General features: G+C 69.7%; 18 protein-coding genes, 3 tRNA genes and 1 pseudogene. 7 read left to right on the top strand and 15 right to left on the bottom strand.

Annotation, left to right across the window (positions count from 1 at the left end):
- The first annotated feature begins 47 nt into the window (after positions 1–47).
- Positions 48–2,372, top strand: coding sequence for an RNA degradosome polyphosphate kinase (locus tag CLV67_RS07200; protein ID WP_106316337.1), 2,325 nt, complete (start codon positions 48–50; stop codon positions 2,370–2,372).
- Between the two features lie 13 nt (positions 2,373–2,385).
- Positions 2,386–3,264 carry an NUDIX hydrolase gene (locus CLV67_RS07195; protein WP_106316336.1) on the top strand — a complete coding sequence of 293 codons (879 nt, stop codon included), beginning with the start codon at positions 2,386–2,388 and terminating at the stop codon, positions 3,262–3,264.
- Here CLV67_RS07195 and CLV67_RS07190 read toward each other — a convergent pair.
- The 4 genes from CLV67_RS07190 to leuC all read right to left on the bottom strand — a co-directional run bounded on the left by CLV67_RS07190 (position 3,191) and on the right by leuC (position 6,678).
- Positions 3,191–3,652, bottom strand: a complete 462-nt coding sequence (locus CLV67_RS07190; RefSeq protein WP_106316335.1) for a hypothetical protein — start codon at positions 3,650–3,652, stop codon at positions 3,191–3,193. The two genes, CLV67_RS07195 and CLV67_RS07190, sit on opposite strands and share 74 nt — an antisense overlap.
- 87 nt (positions 3,653–3,739) lie before the next feature.
- Positions 3,740–4,456, bottom strand: coding sequence for an HU family DNA-binding protein (locus CLV67_RS07185; protein WP_106316334.1), 717 nt, complete (start codon positions 4,454–4,456; stop codon positions 3,740–3,742).
- Positions 4,457–4,617: 161 nt separating this feature from the next.
- Entirely contained in the window at positions 4,618–5,208 is a 591-nt protein-coding gene (leuD, locus tag CLV67_RS07180; protein ID WP_106316333.1) for a 3-isopropylmalate dehydratase small subunit, read from the bottom strand.
- Between the two features lie 15 nt (positions 5,209–5,223).
- The gene (gene leuC, locus CLV67_RS07175; protein ID WP_106316332.1) at positions 5,224–6,678 is read right to left on the bottom strand and encodes a 3-isopropylmalate dehydratase large subunit; all 1,455 of its coding nucleotides are present in this window, start codon (positions 6,676–6,678) and stop codon (positions 5,224–5,226) included.
- A gap of 49 nt (positions 6,679–6,727) precedes the next feature.
- On the opposite strand from leuC, the gene CLV67_RS07170 reads away from it, so the two are divergent.
- On the top strand, positions 6,728–7,414 hold the full coding sequence (locus CLV67_RS07170) for an IclR family transcriptional regulator (protein ID WP_014447202.1): 687 nt from the start codon (positions 6,728–6,730) through the stop codon (positions 7,412–7,414).
- Positions 7,415–7,563: 149 nt separating this feature from the next.
- Here the strand turns inward: CLV67_RS07170 and CLV67_RS07165 are convergent, their stop codons facing one another.
- The 5 genes from CLV67_RS07165 to CLV67_RS07145 form a co-directional block, all read right to left on the bottom strand.
- On the bottom strand, positions 7,564–8,235 hold the full coding sequence (locus CLV67_RS07165; RefSeq protein ID WP_106316331.1) for an N-acyl homoserine lactonase family protein: 672 nt from the start codon (positions 8,233–8,235) through the stop codon (positions 7,564–7,566).
- Positions 8,236–8,347: 112 nt separating this feature from the next.
- Positions 8,348–8,423, bottom strand: a tRNA-Glu gene (locus CLV67_RS07160).
- 1,157 nt (positions 8,424–9,580) lie between these two features.
- Positions 9,581–9,653 (bottom strand) — tRNA-Glu (locus tag CLV67_RS07155).
- Positions 9,654–9,702: 49 nt separating this feature from the next.
- Positions 9,703–9,774, bottom strand: a tRNA-Gln gene (locus CLV67_RS07150).
- Between the two features lie 63 nt (positions 9,775–9,837).
- Positions 9,838–10,641 carry an NAD(P)H-binding protein gene (locus CLV67_RS07145; RefSeq protein WP_106316330.1) on the bottom strand — a complete coding sequence of 268 codons (804 nt, stop codon included), beginning with the start codon at positions 10,639–10,641 and terminating at the stop codon, positions 9,838–9,840.
- 46 nt (positions 10,642–10,687) lie between these two features.
- Here CLV67_RS07145 and CLV67_RS53190 point away from each other — a divergent pair.
- Positions 10,688–11,374: pseudogene (locus tag CLV67_RS53190) on the top strand (TetR/AcrR family transcriptional regulator); the annotation flags it as partial.
- A 12-nt stretch (positions 11,375–11,386) separates the two neighbouring features.
- Here the strand turns inward: CLV67_RS53190 and CLV67_RS53185 are convergent.
- From CLV67_RS53185 to CLV67_RS07120, 4 genes are all read right to left on the bottom strand, one after another.
- Positions 11,387–12,181: a fumarylacetoacetate hydrolase family protein gene (locus tag CLV67_RS53185; protein WP_106316329.1), complete on the bottom strand. Its 795-nt coding sequence runs from the start codon at positions 12,179–12,181 to the stop codon at positions 11,387–11,389.
- A 98-nt stretch (positions 12,182–12,279) separates the two neighbouring features.
- Positions 12,280–12,489 (bottom strand): helix-turn-helix transcriptional regulator, encoded by a 210-nt coding sequence (locus tag CLV67_RS07130; RefSeq protein ID WP_203736862.1) that lies wholly within the window; start codon positions 12,487–12,489, stop codon positions 12,280–12,282.
- Between the two features lie 44 nt (positions 12,490–12,533).
- Complete coding sequence (locus CLV67_RS07125; protein ID WP_106316328.1) at positions 12,534–13,379, bottom strand: ABC transporter permease; 846 nt, start codon at positions 13,377–13,379, stop codon at positions 12,534–12,536.
- Complete coding sequence (locus CLV67_RS07120) at positions 13,379–14,305, bottom strand: ABC transporter ATP-binding protein (protein WP_106316327.1); 927 nt, start codon at positions 14,303–14,305, stop codon at positions 13,379–13,381. Before CLV67_RS07120 ends, CLV67_RS07125 begins: the two co-directional genes overlap by 1 nt.
- A gap of 133 nt (positions 14,306–14,438) precedes the next feature.
- On the opposite strand from CLV67_RS07120, the gene CLV67_RS07115 reads away from it, so the two are divergent.
- Entirely contained in the window at positions 14,439–15,380 is a 942-nt protein-coding gene (locus CLV67_RS07115) for a 3-methyladenine DNA glycosylase (RefSeq protein WP_106316326.1), read from the top strand.
- Here CLV67_RS07115 and CLV67_RS07110 read toward each other — a convergent pair.
- Both CLV67_RS07110 and arfB read right to left on the bottom strand, forming a co-directional pair.
- Positions 15,367–15,954: a hypothetical protein gene (locus tag CLV67_RS07110; protein ID WP_106316325.1), complete on the bottom strand. Its 588-nt coding sequence runs from the start codon at positions 15,952–15,954 to the stop codon at positions 15,367–15,369. The two genes, CLV67_RS07115 and CLV67_RS07110, sit on opposite strands and share 14 nt — an antisense overlap.
- A gap of 4 nt (positions 15,955–15,958) precedes the next feature.
- Entirely contained in the window at positions 15,959–16,396 is a 438-nt protein-coding gene (arfB, locus tag CLV67_RS07105) for an alternative ribosome rescue aminoacyl-tRNA hydrolase ArfB (RefSeq protein WP_106316324.1), read from the bottom strand.
- Positions 16,397–16,465: 69 nt separating this feature from the next.
- Between arfB and CLV67_RS07100 the strand changes: the two genes are divergently transcribed.
- The gene (locus CLV67_RS07100) at positions 16,466–17,779 is read left to right on the top strand and encodes a M16 family metallopeptidase (protein ID WP_106316323.1); all 1,314 of its coding nucleotides are present in this window, start codon (positions 16,466–16,468) and stop codon (positions 17,777–17,779) included.
- Positions 17,776–19,116 (top strand): M16 family metallopeptidase, encoded by a 1,341-nt coding sequence (locus tag CLV67_RS07095; protein WP_106316322.1) that lies wholly within the window; start codon positions 17,776–17,778, stop codon positions 19,114–19,116. The genes CLV67_RS07100 and CLV67_RS07095 overlap by 4 nt, the downstream gene beginning before the upstream one ends.
- Positions 19,117–19,233: the final 117 nt, after the last annotated feature.

Raw genomic sequence — 19,233 nt, 5'->3', positions numbered from 1 at the left:
TCCAGTAGTTCGTTTCACGTTTCTCCGGAAACGGCAATGATGGACCCATGACGACCCCGCCCCGGACTCCCGAGACCCGCCGGCGTGGCCCCAACGGCCGCTTTCTGCCCCGCCCCGAGTCGGCAGAGACGCAGCTGATCGAGGCCCCCGATCCGACCGAGGCGGCGCTCGAACCGGATCCGGAGCCGGCGCCGGTGTTCACCGAGCGCGAGGCCGCCGAGCTCATCGCCACCGAGCTGGTGGGCGATCTGAACGACACCGATGACGACGATGACGAGGACGGCTACGAGGAACCCGGCTACACGCTTCCGGAGGACCGGTTCCTCAACCGGGAACTGTCCTGGCTGGACTTCAACGCCCGGGTGCTGGCCCTGGCCGAGGACCCGGGGACGCCACTGCTGGAGCGGGCGAAGTTCCTGGCGATCTTCGCGAGCAATCTGGACGAGTTCTACATGGTCCGGGTGGCGGGTCTGAAGCGGCGGCTCAGCGCCGGTCTGCCGATGCGGGGTGGCGACCGGTCACCGCTGCGCCACCAGATCGAGATGATCACCGAGCGGACCACCGATCTGGTCACCCGGCACGCGGCCTGCTTCTCCGACGAGGTGCGGCCCAAGCTCGCGGCCGAGAGCATCGAGCTGGTGTCGTGGAAGGAGCTGGACGCGGCCGAGCAGGGGCGGCTGCGGACGTTCTTCCGGGAGCAGGTCTTCCCGGTGCTGACCCCGCTCGCCGTGGACCCGGCGCACCCTTTCCCGTACATCTCCAGCAAGTCCTTGAATCTCGCCGTGGCCCTTCGTTATCCGGACGGCGACTCGCCGGAACTGTTCGCTCGGGTCAAGGTGCCGAACAACGTGCCCCGGTTCGTGACCGTGCAGAACGACCATCGCGGGGTGCGTTTCCTGCCGGTCGAGGAACTGATCGCGGTCCACCTGAACCAGCTGTTCCCGGGCATGCAGATTCTGGAGTGGCACCTGTTCCGGGTGACCCGCAACGCCGAGCTCGAGGTCGACGAGGACCGCGACGAGGACCTGCTGCAGGCGCTGGAGCGGGAGCTGGCGCAGCGCAGGTTCGGCCCACCGGTGCGTCTCGAGGTGGCCGCCTCGATCAGCGACCACGTGCTCGACCTGCTGGTCCGCGAGCTCGACATGGACAGTCAGGACGTGCTGCGGGTGCCGGGGCTGCTCGACCTGTCGGCGCTGTGGCAGGTGTTCGGCGAGTGCGACCGCGACGACCTCAAGGACCGCCCGTTCGTCCCGGCGACCCACCCGCACCTGTCCGACGGCGAGGTGCCGCGCAGCGTCTTCAACCGGCTGCGCGAGTCGGACATCCTGGTCCACCACCCGTACCACTCGTTCTCCACGAGCGTGCAGCGGTTCATCGAGCAGGCGGCGGCCGACCCCCACGTGCTGGCCATCAAGCAGACGCTCTACCGCACCTCCGGCGACTCCCCGATCGTGGACGCGCTGGTCGACGCGGCCGCCGCCGGCAAGCAGGTGGTGGTCCTGGTCGAGGTGAAGGCCCGCTTCGACGAGGTGGCCAACATCGCCTGGGCGCGGACGCTGGAGCGGGCCGGCTGCCACGTCGTCTACGGCCTGGTCGGCCTCAAGACCCACTGCAAGACCTCTCTGGTCGTACGGCAGGAGGGCAACCAGATCCGGCGCTACTGCCACATCGGCACGGGCAACTACCACCCCAAGACCGCCCGGTTGTACGAGGACTTCGGCATGCTCACCGCCGATCCGGAGGTGGGCGCCGACGTCACCGACCTGTTCAACGTGCTCACCGGGTACAGCCGGCAGACCACCTACCGGCGTCTGCTGGTGGCACCGCACGGTGTCCGCAAGGGCCTGCTGGAGCGGGTCGAGGAGCAGGCCCGGATCGCGCGTGAGGGTGGTGAGGCGCTCGTCCAGTTCAAGGTGAACTCGCTGGTCGACGAGAAGACCATCGACGCGCTGTACCGGGCCTCGCAGGACGGCGTGAAGGTCGACCTGATCATCCGTGGGATGTGCGCATTGCGCCCGGGCGTACCGGGTATGTCGGAGAACATCCGGGTGCGGTCGATCGTCGGCCGGTTCCTGGAACACTCGCGGGTGTTCCGGTTCGGTCCCGGCGCCGATGCGGAGTACTGGATGGGTTCGGCCGACCTGATGCATCGCAACCTCGACCGCCGGGTGGAAGCCCTGGTCAAGGTGACCGTGCCGTCCGCTCGCGAGGAGATCCGGCACGTGCTGGAGCTGTCGATGGGCGAGCACACCGAGGGCTGGGACCTCGACGGCGACGGCGTGTGGCACCGCAACCAGGGTGCGCCGGGCCGGCCGCAGGTGCACCTGCAGGCCGCCATGCTGCGGCGGATCATCGGCAAGAAGAACACCTGAGAAACAAGGCCCCATGACAGCTGTGGAACGCGCGGCCGGTGGCGTCGTCTACCGCCGGTCCGGTGACCGGGTCGAGGTGTGCCTGGTGCACCGGCCGCGCTACGACGACTGGAGCTTGCCCAAGGGCAAACTGCACGGTGGCGAGCTGCCGCTGGCCGGTGCGTTGCGGGAGGTCGAGGAGGAGACCGGCGCGGCCGCGATCCCGGAGATGCGGCTGACCGACACCGACTACGTGATGCCGGACGGGCGGCCGAAGAACGTGGCGTACTGGCTCATGTCGGTCGCCTCGGACGGGCCGGTACGCGACATCGGCGAGGTGGACGAGCTGGCCTGGCTGCCTCTGCCGGAGGCGGCCGCGCGTCTGACGTACGCCGATGAGAAGGCCGTCCTGGCCGAGGTGGCCTCGCTGCCGCCGGTGACCGCGGTGATCGCGCTGGTCCGGCACGCGCGTGCCGGCGAGCGGAAGAGGTGGGCCGGCCGGGACGAACTGCGGCCGATCGATCCGGTCGGCGCCAAGCAGGCGGACCGGATCGCGGCGCTGCTCACGTCGTTGCGGCCGCGCCGGCTCGTCGCCGCGACGCCGCTACGGTGCACGCAGACACTGGAACCGCTGGCCGCCGCGCTGGGTGATCGGCCGATCGTGAACGACGGCGTGTTCGCCGAGCCGCCCGGTCCGGAAGGTCTGCCGGCCCGGGTCGCTGCGGCACGGACCAGGCTGGCCGAGCTGCGCGGGTCCGGGCGGGTCGTGGTGTGCAGTCAGGGCAAGCTGATGCCGCACCTGCTCGCGGACCTGTCGGGCACCTCCGACCACCATCCGTTCAAGACGCCGAAGGGCGACGGCTGGTTGCTGACCTGGTCCGGCGAGCAGCTCCTGGGCGCTTCCCGGCTGTGACCGCCCGGCGGGCCGCCGCGTCGGCCCGCCAGTGCCCGATCAGGTCGCCGGTGAGCCAGCGGGCCTGCCACAGCTCGTCGCGGCGCGGCTCCCAGTCCCGGTAGGGCAGCAGCGCGAGCCGCCAGCTGAGCACACCGGCCAGGTACCAGCCGTAGAGCGGCACCGCCCCGGCAAAGCCGTCCAGGCGCCGGTAGGAGCCGTACGGTGCGCCCACGGCCACCGCGACACCGGACCACCCACAGGTGATCAGCCAGTCCAGCACAGGCCGGCCGGTACTCTCCTCAGCCAGATCACCGAGTGTCCATCCCGGCACGACGGCGACCGCGAACAGCGCCGCGGCGATGCCCGCCCGGGTGGTCAGACCACGTGGCCTCGATCCTCGCTGCATGATGCGGACGCTAGAACCGCCGGGCGGGCCGCGCCGGAACACCGAAAAGGCGTCCACCGTACGGGTGGACGCCTTTTCGTGGAAAGGTCAGCGGCTGCGTCGGGGTGACGCCGCGCGCGCCGGCGCCGGAGCCGGAGCTGCCGACTTGCGGGCGGTCCGCTTGGCCGGTGCCGCCTTCGACGCTGTGGTGGTCTTCTTCGCCACGGGCTTCTTGGCGGCCGCGGTGGCCGTGTTCTTCGCCGGCGAGGCCTTCACCGTCGTCTTCTTCGCGGCCGCCGTGGTGGCGGTCTTGGCCGGTGTGGCCTTGGCCGTCGTCTTCTTCGCGGTGGCCTTGGTCGCCGTCGCCGTCGCCTTCGTCGCCGTCGCCTTGGCGGCTGCGGCCTTCGTGGCGGCCGACTTGGTGGCTGCGGCCTTCGTAGCTGTCGCCTTCGTAGCGGTCGACTTGGTAGCGGTCGCCTTCGTAGCGGTCGCCTTTGTGGCCGCCGTCTTGGTAGCGGTCTTCTTCGCCGCGGTGGCGGCCTTGGCCGGCTTTCCGCTCGCGACCAGATCCTTGAAAGTGTTGCCGACCTTGAACACCGCGACCGACGTCTTCTTAACCTTGACCGGTTCGCCGGTTCGCGGATTGCGCGCGGTGCGCGCATTGCGGGCCCGCTTCTCCCAGCTTCCGAATCCAGTGAGTGCGACCCGATCGCCCTTGGCGACGGCGTTCTGCACCTCACTGATGAACGCGTCGAGCGCCAGCGTCGCGGTCTTCTTGTCACCCAGCTTGACTGCGAGCGCCTCGATGAGCTCGGCCTTGTTCACGGTTTCCTCCCGGACGTGAGAACTGGCCCGTCGAAGGCCATTCTGCGCGCACGGTATGCCCTGTGACCTGGTTACAGAAACATTCAGGGGAAAAAACCGTTGTGTCCCAACGAATTCGCCCCTGCCGGGTGACCCGGGCAGGGGCGAATTGGCGGGCGGGGCTAAAGGACCACGACCGGCTTGAAAGCGGGGCGGCTCTTCTCGTACGCGGTAATGGCTTCCTCGTGGCGCAGCGTCAGTCCGATGTCGTCGAGCCCCTCCATGAGACGCCAGCGACTGAAGTCGTCGATCGGGAATCCGTAGGCGGCGTCGTCGACGCGGACCACTCGGCCCTCCAGGTCGACCGTGATCTCCTTCTCCGGCTCGCTCTCGGCCAGGTCCCAGAGGCTCTCCACGATCTTCTGGTCGAGCTGGATCGGGAGCAGGCCCTCCTTGAGGGAGTTGCCGCGGAAGATGTCGCCGAAGCGGGAGGCGATGACCGCCTTGAAGCCCCAGTCGCGCAGCGCCCAGACGGCGTGCTGGCGGGACGAGCCGGTGCCGAAGTTCGGCCCGGCGACCAGGATCGTGGCACCCGCGTGCTGCGGACGGTTCAGCACGAAGTCGGGGTCCTCACGCCAGGCGTTGAAGAGACCGTCCTCGAACCCGGTGCGGGTGACCCGCTTCAGGTAGACCGCCGGGATGATCTGGTCCGTGTCCACGTCGGAACGGCGCAGCGGCATGACCCTGCCGCTGTGGGTGACGAACTTGTCCATGTCGGGTTCCCCTGATCAGAGGTCGGCGGGGGCGGCCAGCCGGCCGACCACGGCGGTGGCGGCGGCGACCTGCGGCGAGACCAGGTGGGTACGGCCACCCTTGCCCTGCCGGCCCTCGAAGTTGCGGTTGGAGGTGGACGCGGCGCGCTGGCCGGGGCTGAGCGTGTCCGGGTTCATGCCCAGACACATCGAGCAGCCGGCGAAGCGCCACTCGGCGCCGGCCTCGGTGAACACCTTGTCCAGGCCCTCGGCCTCAGCCTGCTCGCGGACCAGGTAGGAACCGGGCACGATCATCATCCGGACGCCGTCGGCGACCTTGCGGCCACGGATGACGTCGGCGGCGGCGCGCAGGTCCTCGAGCCGGCCGTTGGTGCACGAGCCGACGAAGACCACGTCGACCGGGACCTCACGGAACGGGGTGCCGGGGGTGAGGTCCATGTAGTCGAGGGCGCGCTGGGCAGCGCCACGCTCGACCTCGTCGAGGAAGTCCTCGGGGCTGGGGACGACGCTGTTCAGCGCGGCGCCCTGACCCGGGTTGGTGCCCCAGGTGATGAACGGGCTGATCGCCGCGGCGTCCAGGATGATCTCGGTGTCGTACTCGGCGTCGGAGTCGGTGGCGAGAGTCTTCCAGTACGCGACCGCGGCGTCCCACTGCTCACCCTGCGGGGCGTGCTTACGGTCCTTCAGGTACGCGAAGGTGGTCTCGTCCGGCGCGATCATGCCGGCCTTGGCGCCCCACTCGATCGACATGTTGCAGATGGTCATCCGGCCCTCCATGGAGAGCTTGCGGATGGCCTCGCCGCGGTACTCCACGATGTGGCCGTTGCCGCCGCCGGTGCCGGTCTGCGTGATCAGCGCGAGGATCAGGTCCTTCGCGGTGACACCCTCGCCCAGCTCGCCGACGACCGTGACGGCCATCGTCTTCGGCTTGGACTGCGGCAGCGTCTGGGTGGCGAGCACGTGCTCGACCTCGCTGGTGCCGATGCCGAAGGCCAGCGCGCCGAACGCGCCGTGGGTCGCGGTGTGCGAGTCGCCGCAGACGATCGTCATGCCCGGCTGGGTGAGACCGAGCTGCGGGCCGATCACGTGCACGATGCCCTGATTCACGTCACCCAGCGGCCGGATCTCGACACCGAACTCGGCGCAGTTCTTGCGCAGGGTCTCGATCTGCGTGCGGGAGACCGTGTCGGTGATCGTGAGCAGATCGCCGCGGCGAGTGTTGAACGCGGGGTCCGCATACCCGGTCGGGGTGTTGTGGTCCTCGGTAGCGAGCGTGAGGTCGGTACGGCGTACCGGCCGCCCGGCCATCCGCAGGCCGTCGAACGCCTGCGGGCTGGTGACCTCGTGCAGGAGATGCAGGTCGATGAAGAGCAGGTCCGGCTCACCCTCGGCCGTGCGCACCACGTGGTCATCCCAGACCTTTTCGGCCAGGGTCCTGGGTTTCCCGCTCTGGGGAGTGACTCCCACCATCTGGACATCCTAAATTCTGGAATGTATGTTTCGGCTTGTGGGACACAGTATGAGCGGTGTAGGCGTTCTCGACAAGGCGGTTGTCATCCTCGCCGCATGTGTCGACGGCGCCAGCCTTGCCGAGTTGGTCGAACGCACCAAGCTGCCGCGGGCGACCGCACATCGCCTGGCCCAGGCCCTGGAGATCCATCGGATGCTGGTGCGCGACACTCAAGGAAGATGGCGCCCAGGACCGCGATTGGGCGAGCTGGCCAACGCCGCGCCGGACGTTCTGCTGACCGCCGCCGAGCCCCTGCTGTCCGCACTTCGGGACGCCACCGGCGAGAGCGCTCAGCTTTACCTGCGCCGTGCCGATGAGCGCATCTGCGTCGCCGCCGCCGAGCGCGCGAGTGGTCTTCGCGACACCGTGCCGGTCGGCTCGGTGCTGCCGATGGTCGCCGGATCGGCCGCACAGATCCTGCTCGCGTGGGAGCCCCCCGAGGCCGTGATGCCGCTCCTGCCGCGCTGCAAGTTCACCGGGCGCACCCTCGCCGAGGTCCGCCGCCGAGGCTGGGCGCAGAGCGTCGCCGAGCGCGAGCCCGGCGTGGCCAGCGTCTCCGCCCCGATCCGCGACCGCACCGGGCGGGTCATCGCGTCCATCTCGATAAGCGGTCCGATCGAGCGTCTCGGCCGCCGCCCCGGCGAGCGGCACGCGATGGCCGTCGTCCGGGCCGGCCAGCGCCTCTCCGGCCTGTAGTCGTCGGTCACTGTCCGGCAGGGTCCGCGCGTGCGGCCCTGCGGGCAGGGAGTCTCCCTTCGCTACACCCCGCCATCAGCAGCGACATCGGCCGCCATCAGCGACGTCGACGTCGGCGTCGGCCGCCATCAGCGACATCGGCGTCGGCGTCAAGGAGTCCAGACGGCGTTGTCGTGGGCGAAGACGACCCGGCGCGGATCGAAGGCCAGAAGGGTCTCGATCCACTCCGGCGGTGCGCCCACTCCAGCCCGGTGGCCGAGGACGTCACCGGTGAAGGCGGTGGCGTTGTCGTGACTCTGCCCGGCCACGATCACCGTGCCGTCCGCAGTGGTCACCACCACCGACTGATGTCCAGCGGTATGACCCGGGGTCGGGACGATCAGGACTCCGGGAAGAATCTCGGCAGGCCCGTCCAGTTCCTCGTAGTGGGCACCGGCGTGGTCGACCAGATCCGGCAGGGTGTGGTGCACCACTGTCCGGGCGGTAGCCAGTTCGGAACGCTGGGTGAAGACCGGGACGCCGGCCAGCTGCGGGTTGCCACCACAGTGGTCGAAGTGGAGGTGGCAGTTCACCACGTACCCGATGTCCTCGATCTTCGCCTCGACCCCGGCGAGCGCCGCACCCAGCGGAATCCGGCGCGGCTGATAGTGCCGGTCGACCTCGGGATGACTGCCCATGCCGGTGTCGACCAGGAGACGACCGTCCGGGTGATCGATCAGGTATCCCAGAGTCGGCTCCACCCGCGGCACCCCGGTCCCGGTCTCCTCCGCCGGCCGGATGAACAGCCCGAAGTCGACACGGCGAACTGTGATGTCAGTCATCGCTGAAGTATCACCGCGACGAGCTCGATTCCCGCCCCGATCTTCGCAGAGCAGAACGTCGCATCCACAATGCAGATCGGCCCGCATCGATGACGATGCGGGCCGATCTTTCTGGTAGTCCCGAAGGGATTCGAACCCTCGCTACCGCCTTGAGAGGGCGGCGTCCTAGGCCGCTAGACGACGGGACCAGAACTTGCCTTCCACCACCAGCGTGCGGCGGCGAGTTGAACTGTAGCAGCCACCCGGCCGCAGCCGAAATCGGATATCCACCCACCTCAACCGGCGTGACCAGCGCCACCGTTCCCGTCCGCCAAGCCTTTGCACCCGACCGCCGGCCGCCTCCAGCAGCGGCCTTCACCCCCGGTCCTGGCAACCGCCCAGGGCCCGTTCCAAGGTGGGGGTTCCGCGGCAGCGGCCTTCACCCCCGGTCCTGGCAACCGCCCAGGGCCCGTTCCAAGGTGGGGGTTCCGCGAGAGAGTCCTCGCAGTCAAGGCCCAACCCGCCGGCTGTATCGCAGTCCTGGAATCCCCGTGCCCTCACGCGGCTGACCTACGGCTCGCGAGCCTGCCGGAGGCCCCGACATCAGAACTCTCTGGACACCCTCTCTGAATCAGCGTCTGCGTCAGCCGTGGCCGATCTGAATCAGGGTCCATGCCAGCCGCGGCCGATCTGAATCAGCGTCTGCGTCAGCAGCGGCCGATCTGAATCACGGTCCACGCCAGCCGTGGCCGATCTGAATCAGGGTCTACGCCACCGGCCGCGACCAGCCGTGGCCGATCTGACGCGACCGGCCGACCGACCGCGGCCAGCAGTATCTCGTCCGCCGTCGTTGAGTGACCCGGCTCCGAGGGCGGGCGGACACCGATCACGGGGATAGACAGTCAGGGGCCTCGATAACCGCAACATCGCTGCGCTGGACGATCATCTTGGGCCTTTTTCGGAGGCGAGCTGTGTCCTACGGCTGCTTCCCGCGCCGGGAAGGGTGCACGAGCCCTGGCTGGCCGATCATCTCGGATTCGGAGACGAGCTGTGCCCTACGGCTGCTTCCCGCGCCGGAATAGGGTGCACGAGCCCCGGCCGGCCGATCATCTCGGGTCACTCGACCTGCCACGACGCAGGGGCCTGTCAGCGGCCGCCGACGAACATGCGTCAGACACGGGCTCGTGACCCGCCCTTCCGTGGTGATCGCCATGGCTGGCATCCGGCGCTGCTTCGAGGTACCGGATACAGCTCTGGGAGGCCGGCCGGGTGGGTGGTCGGCGATGGCGTCGACGCGTGGCGGAAAGTCGACGCGTGGCGGAAAGCAGAACTGCCCGCATCAGAAGATGCGGGCAGTTCGTCGATGTAGTCCCGAAGGGATTCGAACCCTCGCTACCGCCTTGAGAGGGCGGCGTCCTAGGCCGCTAGACGACGGGACCAGAACGTGCTGTCTTGCTCCAGCACTGCCCTCCCAGAGGGAGGACTGCGCTGGGGTACCAGGACTCGAACCTAGACTAGCTGAACCAGAATCAGCCGGGCTGCCAATTACCCCATACCCCATTTGGCCCGGCTTGCCGTGCCGCAGAGAACTTTACCCGAGCCCTACCGGCCCGCCAAATCGGGTTACCTAAATAGATCGGCGTGACGCCGTGCCCACTCCTCGAAACTCATCGCAGGCCGGTTGAGCAGGGCGGCTACGGTCGGCTGGGCCTGCTGGGGGTGGGCGGCCATCTGCGCGAGGCCCTCGAGGTACCACTCGCCGAACTCGCCCATCAGCTCGCGGTAGTGGGCGCTCGCGGCCTCGCCGGTGAGTTCGACGTAGGTGAGATCGCGCCCCAGCGCGGCGCCGATGGCGGCCAGCTGCTGCCGGCGGCTGATGGTTTCCGGGCCGGTCAGCTCGTACGAAAGCCCCTCATGGTTCTCGGAGAGCAGCACCCGGGCGGCGACGGCGGCGATGTCCTCCTGCGCGATGGGTGCGTTCGCGGAGTCGGCCCAGGCGTCGCGGATCTCGTCGCCGGCCCGGATCTGCGGCGCCCAGTTGGTGGTGTTGGACATGAACTCGCCCGGCTCGAGGTGGGTGAACGGGATGCCGGAGTCCTCGACCGCGTCCTCGACGGCCTGCCAGTGCAGACCCTTGAAGCCGGCCAGGTCGACGATGTGGCGCACCCCGGCGGAGACGGCGGCCCGGCAGGTGTCGACGACGGTGGGGAGGTGCGGCGCCAGGTAGAGCTTGTCGACGCCGTCCAGGGCCGCGGCGACGGTGCCGGGCCGGTCGAAGAAGCCGGTGACCACCTCGACCTCGGGCGGGAGGGCGGCTCGGGCCGGGTCGACGGTGAAGGCCCGCACCTCGGTGGCGCCGAGGGCGAGCAGCTCGTCGACGACCATCCGGCCGACGTTGCCGGTGGCGCCGGTTACCAGGATCCTCATTCTCGTACCCCCTACGGAAACTGTTTCCCGTAGGGTATACGGAATCATGGAGAATTTCCCACTGCTCTGGCGGCGGACCCGGCCCGCAAAGAAGGCCGCCGGACGCCCGCCACGGCTCAGCGTCGACGCGGTGGTGGCCGCCGCGATCCGGATCGCCGACGCGGACGGCCTGGAGGCGGCCTCGATGGCACGCGTGGCGGCCGGCCTCGGGGTCGCGACGATGACGATCTACACGTACGTGCCGTCGCGCGCTGATCTTGTCGCGCTGATGGTCGACGACGCGCTGCTGGCGCGCGATCTGACCGCGGGCGACGAGGACTGGCGCGACAGGGCGGTGCTGTTCGCCGCGCGTACCCGGGAAATGTTCTTGATCCATCCCTGGCTGACCGAGGTCTCACTGGTCCGGCCGCCGCTCGGTCCGGGCACGATGGCGGAGCGGGAGTTCATGATCGCCACGATGTCCGCGGCCGGGCTGCCGAGCGAGGGGATCAACCGGGCGGCACTTTCGATCACCACGTACGTCTACGCGTTCGCCCGCCAGGCCGGTGAGGACGCGCGGCTGAGCCGTACCAGCGGGCAGTCCACCGAGGCGTGGTGGCTGGAGCGCGGCGAGTTCTGGGAGGACTGGTTCGACGTCGAGACCCACCCGGCGATGACCGCGCTGTGGAACGCGGGCGGGTTCGACGACGAGGGCCAGACCGCTTTCGATTACGGCCTGGCCCTGTTGCTCGACGGGATAGAACGTTCAGTCCAGCGAGACGACCGGGTTACGCAGCTCACCGATGCCCTGGATGCTGACCGACACGGTGTCTCCCGGCACGATCCTGCTGACCCCGGCCGGCGTGCCGGTCAGGATGACGTCGCCCGGCAGCAGCGTCATGACATGTGACACGTACGAGATCAGGCTCGGAATGTCGAAGACCATGTCCTTGGTACGCCCGATCTGGCGCACCTCCATGTTCTCCGGGTCGCGGCCGACCTCGCAGCGCACCTCGATGTCGCTGACGTCCAGGCCGGTGACGATCCACGGGCCGATCGGGCAGAACGAGTCGAAGCCCTTGGCCCGGGTCCACTGCGGGTCCTTGCGCTGCAGGTCACGGGCGGTCACGTCGTTGCCACACGTGTAGCCGAAGATCGCCTTCTCGGCGCCGGCCCGGTCGACCCGGCGGGCGCCGGACGCGCCGATCACGACGGCGAGCTCGGCCTCCTCCTCGACCTGCTCGGTGACGGCAGGGATGCGGATGGCGTCGTTGGGGCCGATCACCGAGGTGGACGGCTTGATGAAGATCAGCGGTTCCTTGGGGACCTCGTTGCCCATCTCAGCGGCGTGGTCGGCGTAGTTGCGGCCGATTCCGATCACCTTGCTGGAGAAGATCGGGGCGAGCAGCCGGATGTCGGCCAGTGCCCAGCGCTGGCCGGTGAAGCGCACCTCGTTGAAGGGGATGCTGTCGATCTCGGCCACCGTCAGTCCGGAGGAGCTGTCGCCCTCGACGACGCCGAACGAAACTCCACCAGGGTGGACAAAGCGGGCGAAGCGCACGGGGTATTCCCATCTCTAGCGGTGCGGGCGTTCCCCTACAACCTATGCCGGTCGAATCCCGGCACGGAGCCGCGGGAAGACAAGCCGCGCCGCCGGACCTATGCCGGCCGGGTCTCCGCGCCGAGCCGCGGGAACGGCTCCAGGGCGAAGACCACCTCGACCGGCACCTCGAAGTAGGCACAGATGCGCAACGCGAGGTGGAGGCTGGGACTGAACTCGCCGCGCTCCAGGTAGCCCACCGTCTGGTAGTGCACCCCGAGAGCGTCGGCGAGCTGCCGCCGGGTGATGCCACGCTCGGCGCGCAGCATCGCGATCCGGTTGTACGTGATCTCACTGCTACCCACAGGCGCCCTCAGACCGTCACACGGGACAGCGCCCGCTCGCGGCGCGCGGCCACCGCGGAACCCGACTCCCTGCGGGCCATCCGCCGCAGGATCCCCGGCGCGAGCGCGAGCCCGATCACCGACCACACCCCCAGCACCGCGAACGTCTCCAGATGCCGCCACGAGTCGCCGAGCTCGGCGACCACCAGCGAACCGGGCAGCAGCGCCGACCGGAGCCCCAACCCTAGCCAGTACATCGGGAACATCTGCGCGACGCCCTGCAACCAGCCGGGCATGGCCGTGATCGGGTAGAAGATGCCGGAGACCGCGGTCACCCCGATGATCGGCAGCATGAGGACCGACACGGTCCGGGCACTGTCGAAGAGCGAGCCGAGCACGGCGCCCAAGGGCATGGTCGCGAGGAAGGCCAGCGGCGCCAGCCAGAGCAGGGTGAGGAGACCGGCCATGTCGAGTCGCAACCCGTCCACCAGGAACATCCCCGGCACCAGGACGAACACGCATCCGATCACGGTGACCCCGGCGACCAGGACGATCTTGCCGATCAGATAGCCGGTCATCCCGTTCGGTGTGGCCTTGGCCCGCAGCAGGGTGCCGTCCTCCCGGTCCATCGCGAGGTACTGCGCGGTGGTCATCACGCCGCCGATCGCGGTGAGCATGCCGAGCGACCCGACGAGGCTGTGCGCGCCGAGGCTGAAGTCGGTGCCCGGGATGGTGTCGTCGCGCATCAGCAACAGCGTGCCGACCAGCAGCAGGGCGGGCAGGAGGTACCCGAAGACGTCGAAGCCGTTGGTCAGTGTCTGACGCATCTCGACCAGGCCGCGGGACAGGCCCAGCCGGACGATCCTCATCGTCATCACGCGCTCCCCTCGGCGGCTCGGACCAGTTTCATGTACGTCTCCTCCAGACTGGACCGGCGGACCTCCAGATCACCGATCGCGTCGCCGTGCTGACGGAACAGCTCGCGAACGAACCCGGTGGCGTCGTCGGCCGAATGCACGAACCGCTGGCCGTCACACGTCCACCGGATCTCCGACTCGCCGGCCACCTGCCGGGACAGCTCGTCGGCCGAACCGCTCGCGACGATCTGCCCGCGGGTCAGGATGAGGATGCGGTCGGCGAGCTTCTCCGCCTCGTCGAGGTCGTGCGTGGTCAGCAGGATCGTCGTCGAGTCCACATCGGTCAGCCGGTGCACCAGGTCATGGAACTCGCGCCGGGCCTCCGGGTCGAACCCGACCGTCGGCTCGTCGAGGAAGAGCAGCTCGGGCCGCCCCACGATGCCGATCGCCACGTCGAGCCTGCGACGCTGGCCACCGGAGAGCCGGGCGATCCGGGTGTCCGCCGCGGCGGTCAGACCGACCACCTCGAGCAGCTCGTCGACCGGCCACGGGCGTGCCCGGCCGGGAGTGGAGTAGTCCTTGTAATACGCACCGAGATGGGCCAGCAGCTCGCGAACCCGCCACTTGCCGTGGTCACGCCAGGACTGCAGCACCACGCCGAGCCGGGACCGCCAGTGCTCGTCGCCGTCGGCCGGATCGGTGCCCAGAACCAGGACGTGCCCGCCGGAGCGAACCCGGAAGCCCTCCAGGATCTCGATCGTGGTCGTCTTGCCGGCGCCGTTGGGCCCGAGCAACACGACCACCTCGCCGGCGGCCGCCGTGAAGTCGACGCCCACCAGCACTTCTTTGTCGCCGTAACGCATCCGGAGGTCGCGGACCTCGATGACCGGGCCCGCCCTCGGCGTGTCGACCGTGTCGCCCGCGGCCAAAACCGATCCTGTCATGTCCAGCACACTATCAAGGATGTAGTACATCTACTACACATCGGCGTACGTCTCTCATGCCAAATTCCGTGGCGGAACTCATTCGCGCCAAACGGTGATCGTGTTGATCGCCTCGGCTAGATACATTGGTGCGATGGGGATCAAGCAGGTGAGGGCACTCACCACCACGCTGCCCTCGGTTACCTGGATTCCCCTCGCCCGGGCGCACTCGGAGCGCGCCGACCAGATGACCGCGGGCCACCGTGCTCGCCGCGCCGCGGGCGAGAAGCACGCCATCGAGGACTTCCTCTACGACTACTACGGCACCCGCCCGTCCCTGCTGCGCCGCTGGCACCCCGGCGTCGGCACCGGCCTGTCCGCGGCGCCCGACGGCCTGGCCGAGCACGCCGGGTGGAAGTTCTACATGTCCTATCCCGACGGTGTCGTCACCCTCGATCAGGACGCGTTCATGCACGCCCGGGCCGAGAGCGTCCGCTACATTCACGGCCTGCTCACCGCCACGGCGTCGCGCCCGGTCTTCTCCGGCTGCTTCGGCCTGCACGAGTGGGCCATGGTCTACCGCGACCACGAGCACCGCCACGAGCTGCCGCTGCGCCTCGGCCAGGCCGGCACCGACGAGGTGGTCGAGCAGCACACCATCCGCTGCACCCACTTCGACGCGTTCCGGTTCTTCACACCCGAGGCGGTCGGCCTCAACCGGCTGCAGCCGACCCGCGCCACCCAGGTCGACCTCGACCAGCCGGGCTGTCTGCATGCCGCCATGGACGTGCACAAGTGGGCGCAGAAACTCGGTCCCGCCGTCCCCGGCGCCCTGGCATTGGACTGCTTCGCCCTGGCCGGCGAGATCCGCCTGCTCGACATGCAGGCCAGCCCCTACGATCTGGCCTCCTACGGCCACCCCCCGGTCAAGATCGAAACATCGGAGGGCAAGGCGGAGTACGTCGCCCGGCAGCGCGAGCTCGCCCGCCGCGCGGCCGCTCTGCGCAGCCGCCTGATCCGCGTCTGCGAGGCGCTGCTCGGCCCGGACGCCGCCGCACAGAACCGCGAGGCGGTCGCCCCCTTCAACCAGCGCTGACGAAGCGGCCCTCGACGCAGACGTGCTCGGGGCGCCCCTCGGCGCCTCCGTGTTTCCGTGACCGCGCCTCGTAACCGAGTTCCCGGAGCATCGCCGCGATCAGTGGATCGGCAGGGTGGTAGGCCTCCAGCACGGACCCGTCCGGCATCCCGAGCACGAAGCTGACGTCGGCGAGTTCGAAGAACTGGAGCAGGCCCGGTTCCGACACGATCTCGCCCACGCCGTCCCACGTGCCGGCTCCGTCCGGCCGCGGCGTCACGCAGGCGGCCGGAACCGTGGCCCCGGCGGGCAGGACGAAGTGGAAGCCGGCCGTCTCCAGCCAGATCGCCAGGTCGGCGCCGGTCTCGTTGGCGATGGTGAACCCGGTCACCGGACGGTCGCTGCCGGGCAGCGGTACGCCGTCCGCCGAGCGGACGCGCAGCACACTGCCGGGCAGGGGCTCGAACATCGCCGCGGTCGCGGTGCACCGGAGCCGGAAACCACCCGCGGCCTCGACGTGCAGACCGTCCGGGGCCGGGACGGACCGACCGGCCAGGATCACCGGGGCCGGGTGGGCGTACAACCGGAAACGCATCCGGTCAGTCCTGGTCGCCGCGCCGGTTGCGTTTGGTCTGGGCGCGGCGCTTCTTGTCGGCGATGCGGCGCTCGACGGAGCCACGGGTCGGCTTCGTGGCGCGGCGGGCCCGGGGCGGCGCGGCGATGGCTCCGGCGATCAGCCCGGCCAGCCGGTCGGCGGCCGCTTCCCGGTTGCGCAGCTGCGAACGGTGCTCGGCCGCGGTGATCGTGATGACACCGTTGACGAGCCGTGGGCCGAGCCGGTCGGCGGCGCGTTCCTTCAGCATCGGGGGCAGCAGGTCGGAGCCGAGCACGTCCCACGACAGCTCGACCCTCGAATCGGTGGTGTTGACGCCCTGACCACCCGGGCCGCTCGCGCGCGAGAACCGCCACGAGAGTTCGGCCGCCGGGATGGTCAGGCGGTCGTTCACCCGTACGTCCTCTAGCACGCCGCCCAGCATCGCACCCGATCATGATCGCGCGCCACGTAGTAAAACCGGATTCGTGTCGGACAGGGCAAGATTGGTCGGGTGACGTCACCATCCGCACCGGTCGCCACGACCGGGTATCCGTGGCCCATCGAAACCACGCGGCTCGCGAACGGTCTGCGCGTCGTCGTCAGTGAGGACCGGACGGCGCCAGTCGTCTGCGTCAACCTCTGGTACGACGTCGGCTCCCGGCACGAGCCGCCAGGTCAGACCGGGTTCGCGCACCTCTTCGAGCACCTGATGTTCGAGGGTTCGCAGCACGTGAAGAAGACCGAGCACATGAAGCTGGTCCAGGGCAACGGTGGCTCGCTCAACGCGACCACCAACCCGGACCGGACGAACTACTTCGAGACGATGCCGTCCGAGCATCTGGAGCTCGCGCTCTGGCTGGAGGCCGACCGGATGGGCGGCCTCGTCCCGGCGCTCACCCAGGAGACGCTGGACAACCAGCGTGAGGTGGTCAAGAACGAGAGGCGTCAGCGGTACGAGAACGTGCCCTACGGCGACGCCTGGCTGCGTCTGCTGCCGCTGCTGTATCCGGAGGGCCACCCGTACCACCACTCGACGATCGGGTCGATGGAGGACCTGAACGGAGCCGCGCTGGACACGTTCAAGGCGTTCCACCAGCAGTACTACGCGCCGAACAACGCGGTCCTGACGGTCGTCGGCGACACGAGCGCGGCCGAGGTGTTCGCGCTGGCCGAGAAGTACTTCGGCGCGATCGCCACGGTTCCGGACATCCCGGCCGCGCCGGACGGCTCGCTGCCGGGTCCGGCGACCGAGGCGGTACGCGAGTCGGTCACCGCGAAGGTGCCGGCCGCCCGCATCTACCTGTCTCACCGGACGTTCCCGTTCGGGACGGCCGGATACGACGCTGTGACGGTGCTCTCCATGGTGCTGGGCAGCGGCCGGGGCAGCCGGCTCTACCAGCGGCTCGCCGACGGCGCGCGGATCGCCCAGCCGGACTACATCGGCGCCTACGGGGTGGACCTGGCGCACGCCCCGGCCCCGCTGATCATCACGGCCACCGCGAAGGACGGCGTCTCGCTGGAGACCCTCGAGGCGGGCCTGGCCGAGGTGGTGCAGAGCCTGATCGACGAGCCGGTGACCGACGACGAGCTGAACCGGGCGAAGGCGCTGCTCACCACCGCCTGGTGGCGGGGCGTCTCGACGGTCGGCGGCCGTGCCGACCTGCTGGGGCGGTACGCGACCCAGTTCGGTGACCCGGCCACGGCCGCGGACCGTCTGCCGAAGTGGCTGGCGGTCACCTCGGACGACGTCACCGAGGCGGCGAGGCAGGTGCTGCGTCCGGAGTCCCGTGTCACCCTCACCTACGTTCCCGGGGAGCCCTCATGAGCCTCGTCACCACCCGACCGGGCACCGGTGCGGCCCGGCCGTACGCGTTCCCGGTGATCCGCCGGGTGACCGCGCACGGCGGCACGATCATCGCCGCGCACCTGCCGGGACAGATCCTGGCCAGCGCGCTGCTGCTGCTGGACGCGGGCGCGGCCCGCGAGTCCGACGGCCGCGAGGGTACGGCCACCGTGCTCGCCAAGTCGCTGGAGGAGGGCACCCGCAAGCGCGATTCGGCGGCGTACGCCCTGGCGCTGGAGAGTCTCGGCGCCGAACTTTCACCGGCGGTGGACTGGGACACGTTCCGGGTCGGCGTGTCGGCGCCCGGCCCGCTGCTGGCCGACGCCGTGCGCCTGGCCGCGGAGGCTGCCCGTACGCCGAAATTGGATCCCGCCGATGTGGCCCGGGTCCGCGACGACGAGGTGACCGCCCTGCGGATGGACTGGGCGCAGCCGGGTCCCCGCGCCGACGCCGCGCTGCGTGCCGACCTGTTCGGCGCCGAGGGGCGTTACAGCCGTCCGCTGCACGGCGATCCCACCTCGGTGGCCGCGGTGACCGTCGACGACGTGCTGGCCTTCCACGAGGCGTGGCTGCGCCGCCCGGGTGTGCTGGTGGTCGCCGGTGACCTCGACGCCCTCGATCTGGCGGCACTGGCCGAGGCGGCGTTCGAGGGCACCTCGGGCGAGCTGCTGGAGCAGTCCGGGCCGCTTCCGGTGCTGCTGCCGCCGCGACGGCGCACGATCCTGGTGGACCGGCCGGACTCGGTGCAGTCGACGCTGCGGTTCGGGCACCGGGCGCCGGAGCGGGCCACACCCGACTACGTGCCGATGACGCTGGCCGCCACGGTGCTGGGTGGCGCGTTCACGTCCCGCCTGAACCACCTGATCCGTGAGGTGAAGGGGTACACGTACGGCATCCGTGGGTCGTACGCCATGAGCCGTCGCTGGGGTCGTTTCGAGGTGGCCGCCGGGGTGCAGACCGCGGTGACCGCTCCGGCGATCCGGGACACGCTCGGTGAGATCGCCCGCACCCAGGCCGAGGGCGTGACCGAGGCGGAGCTGGAGGTGGCGCGTTCGTGGCGGGCCGGACAGCTGTCGGTGGAGATGCAGACGCCGGGCGCGATCGCCGGCGCCCTGTCCACGCTGGTGGTGCACGGTCTGCCGGACGACTACTACGAGACGCTGCGCACCGAATACCTGGAAGCGAGTGTCGAGCAGGTGTCGAAGGCGGCCGCCGAGCACCTGGCCGTGGACTCCCTGACCCTGGTGGTCGAGGGTGACGGGGCGGTCATCCGGGACGAGCTCGGCGAGTTCGGCGAGCTGGTCGACTCGGACATCTGACGGGCGGACCGGGTGTGCGGCGTTCGCCGTGCACCCGGCTCCACCTGCGAATATGGCGATATCTGGATGATGTGACCTGGGCCTCGTTCACCGGTGGCGGGTGGCGGCGGCCGGATA

The organism is Actinoplanes italicus (assembly GCF_003001815.1).
Classification (GTDB): Bacteria; Actinomycetota; Actinomycetes; order Mycobacteriales; family Micromonosporaceae; genus Actinoplanes; species Actinoplanes italicus.
The sequence above is the reverse complement of the archived record's forward strand: the minus strand, read 5'-3'. Positions and strand labels throughout refer to the sequence as shown.

Coding starts and splice junctions, on each gene's coding strand:
- CLV67_RS07200 (WP_106316337.1), top strand. CDS start 48: ATGACGACCCCGCCCCGGACTCCCGAGACCCGCCGGCGTGGCCCCAAC.
- CLV67_RS07195 (WP_106316336.1), top strand. CDS start 2,386: ATGACAGCTGTGGAACGCGCGGCCGGTGGCGTCGTCTACCGCCGGTCC.
- CLV67_RS07190 (WP_106316335.1), bottom strand. CDS start 3,652: ATGCAGCGAGGATCGAGGCCACGTGGTCTGACCACCCGGGCGGGCATC.
- leuD (WP_106316333.1), bottom strand. CDS start 5,208: ATGGACAAGTTCGTCACCCACAGCGGCAGGGTCATGCCGCTGCGCCGT.
- leuC (WP_106316332.1), bottom strand. CDS start 6,678: ATGGTGGGAGTCACTCCCCAGAGCGGGAAACCCAGGACCCTGGCCGAA.
- CLV67_RS07170 (WP_014447202.1), top strand. CDS start 6,728: ATGAGCGGTGTAGGCGTTCTCGACAAGGCGGTTGTCATCCTCGCCGCA.
- CLV67_RS07165 (WP_106316331.1), bottom strand. CDS start 8,235: ATGACTGACATCACAGTTCGCCGTGTCGACTTCGGGCTGTTCATCCGG.
- CLV67_RS07145 (WP_106316330.1), bottom strand. CDS start 10,641: ATGAGGATCCTGGTAACCGGCGCCACCGGCAACGTCGGCCGGATGGTC.
- CLV67_RS07130 (WP_203736862.1), bottom strand. CDS start 12,489: ATGCTGCGCGCCGAGCGTGGCATCACCCGGCGGCAGCTCGCCGACGCT.
- CLV67_RS07125 (WP_106316328.1), bottom strand. CDS start 13,379: ATGACGATGAGGATCGTCCGGCTGGGCCTGTCCCGCGGCCTGGTCGAG.
- CLV67_RS07120 (WP_106316327.1), bottom strand. CDS start 14,305: ATGACAGGATCGGTTTTGGCCGCGGGCGACACGGTCGACACGCCGAGG.
- CLV67_RS07115 (WP_106316326.1), top strand. CDS start 14,439: ATGGGGATCAAGCAGGTGAGGGCACTCACCACCACGCTGCCCTCGGTT.
- CLV67_RS07110 (WP_106316325.1), bottom strand. CDS start 15,954: ATGCGTTTCCGGTTGTACGCCCACCCGGCCCCGGTGATCCTGGCCGGT.
- arfB (WP_106316324.1), bottom strand. CDS start 16,396: ATGCTGGGCGGCGTGCTAGAGGACGTACGGGTGAACGACCGCCTGACC.
- CLV67_RS07095 (WP_106316322.1), top strand. CDS start 17,776: ATGAGCCTCGTCACCACCCGACCGGGCACCGGTGCGGCCCGGCCGTAC.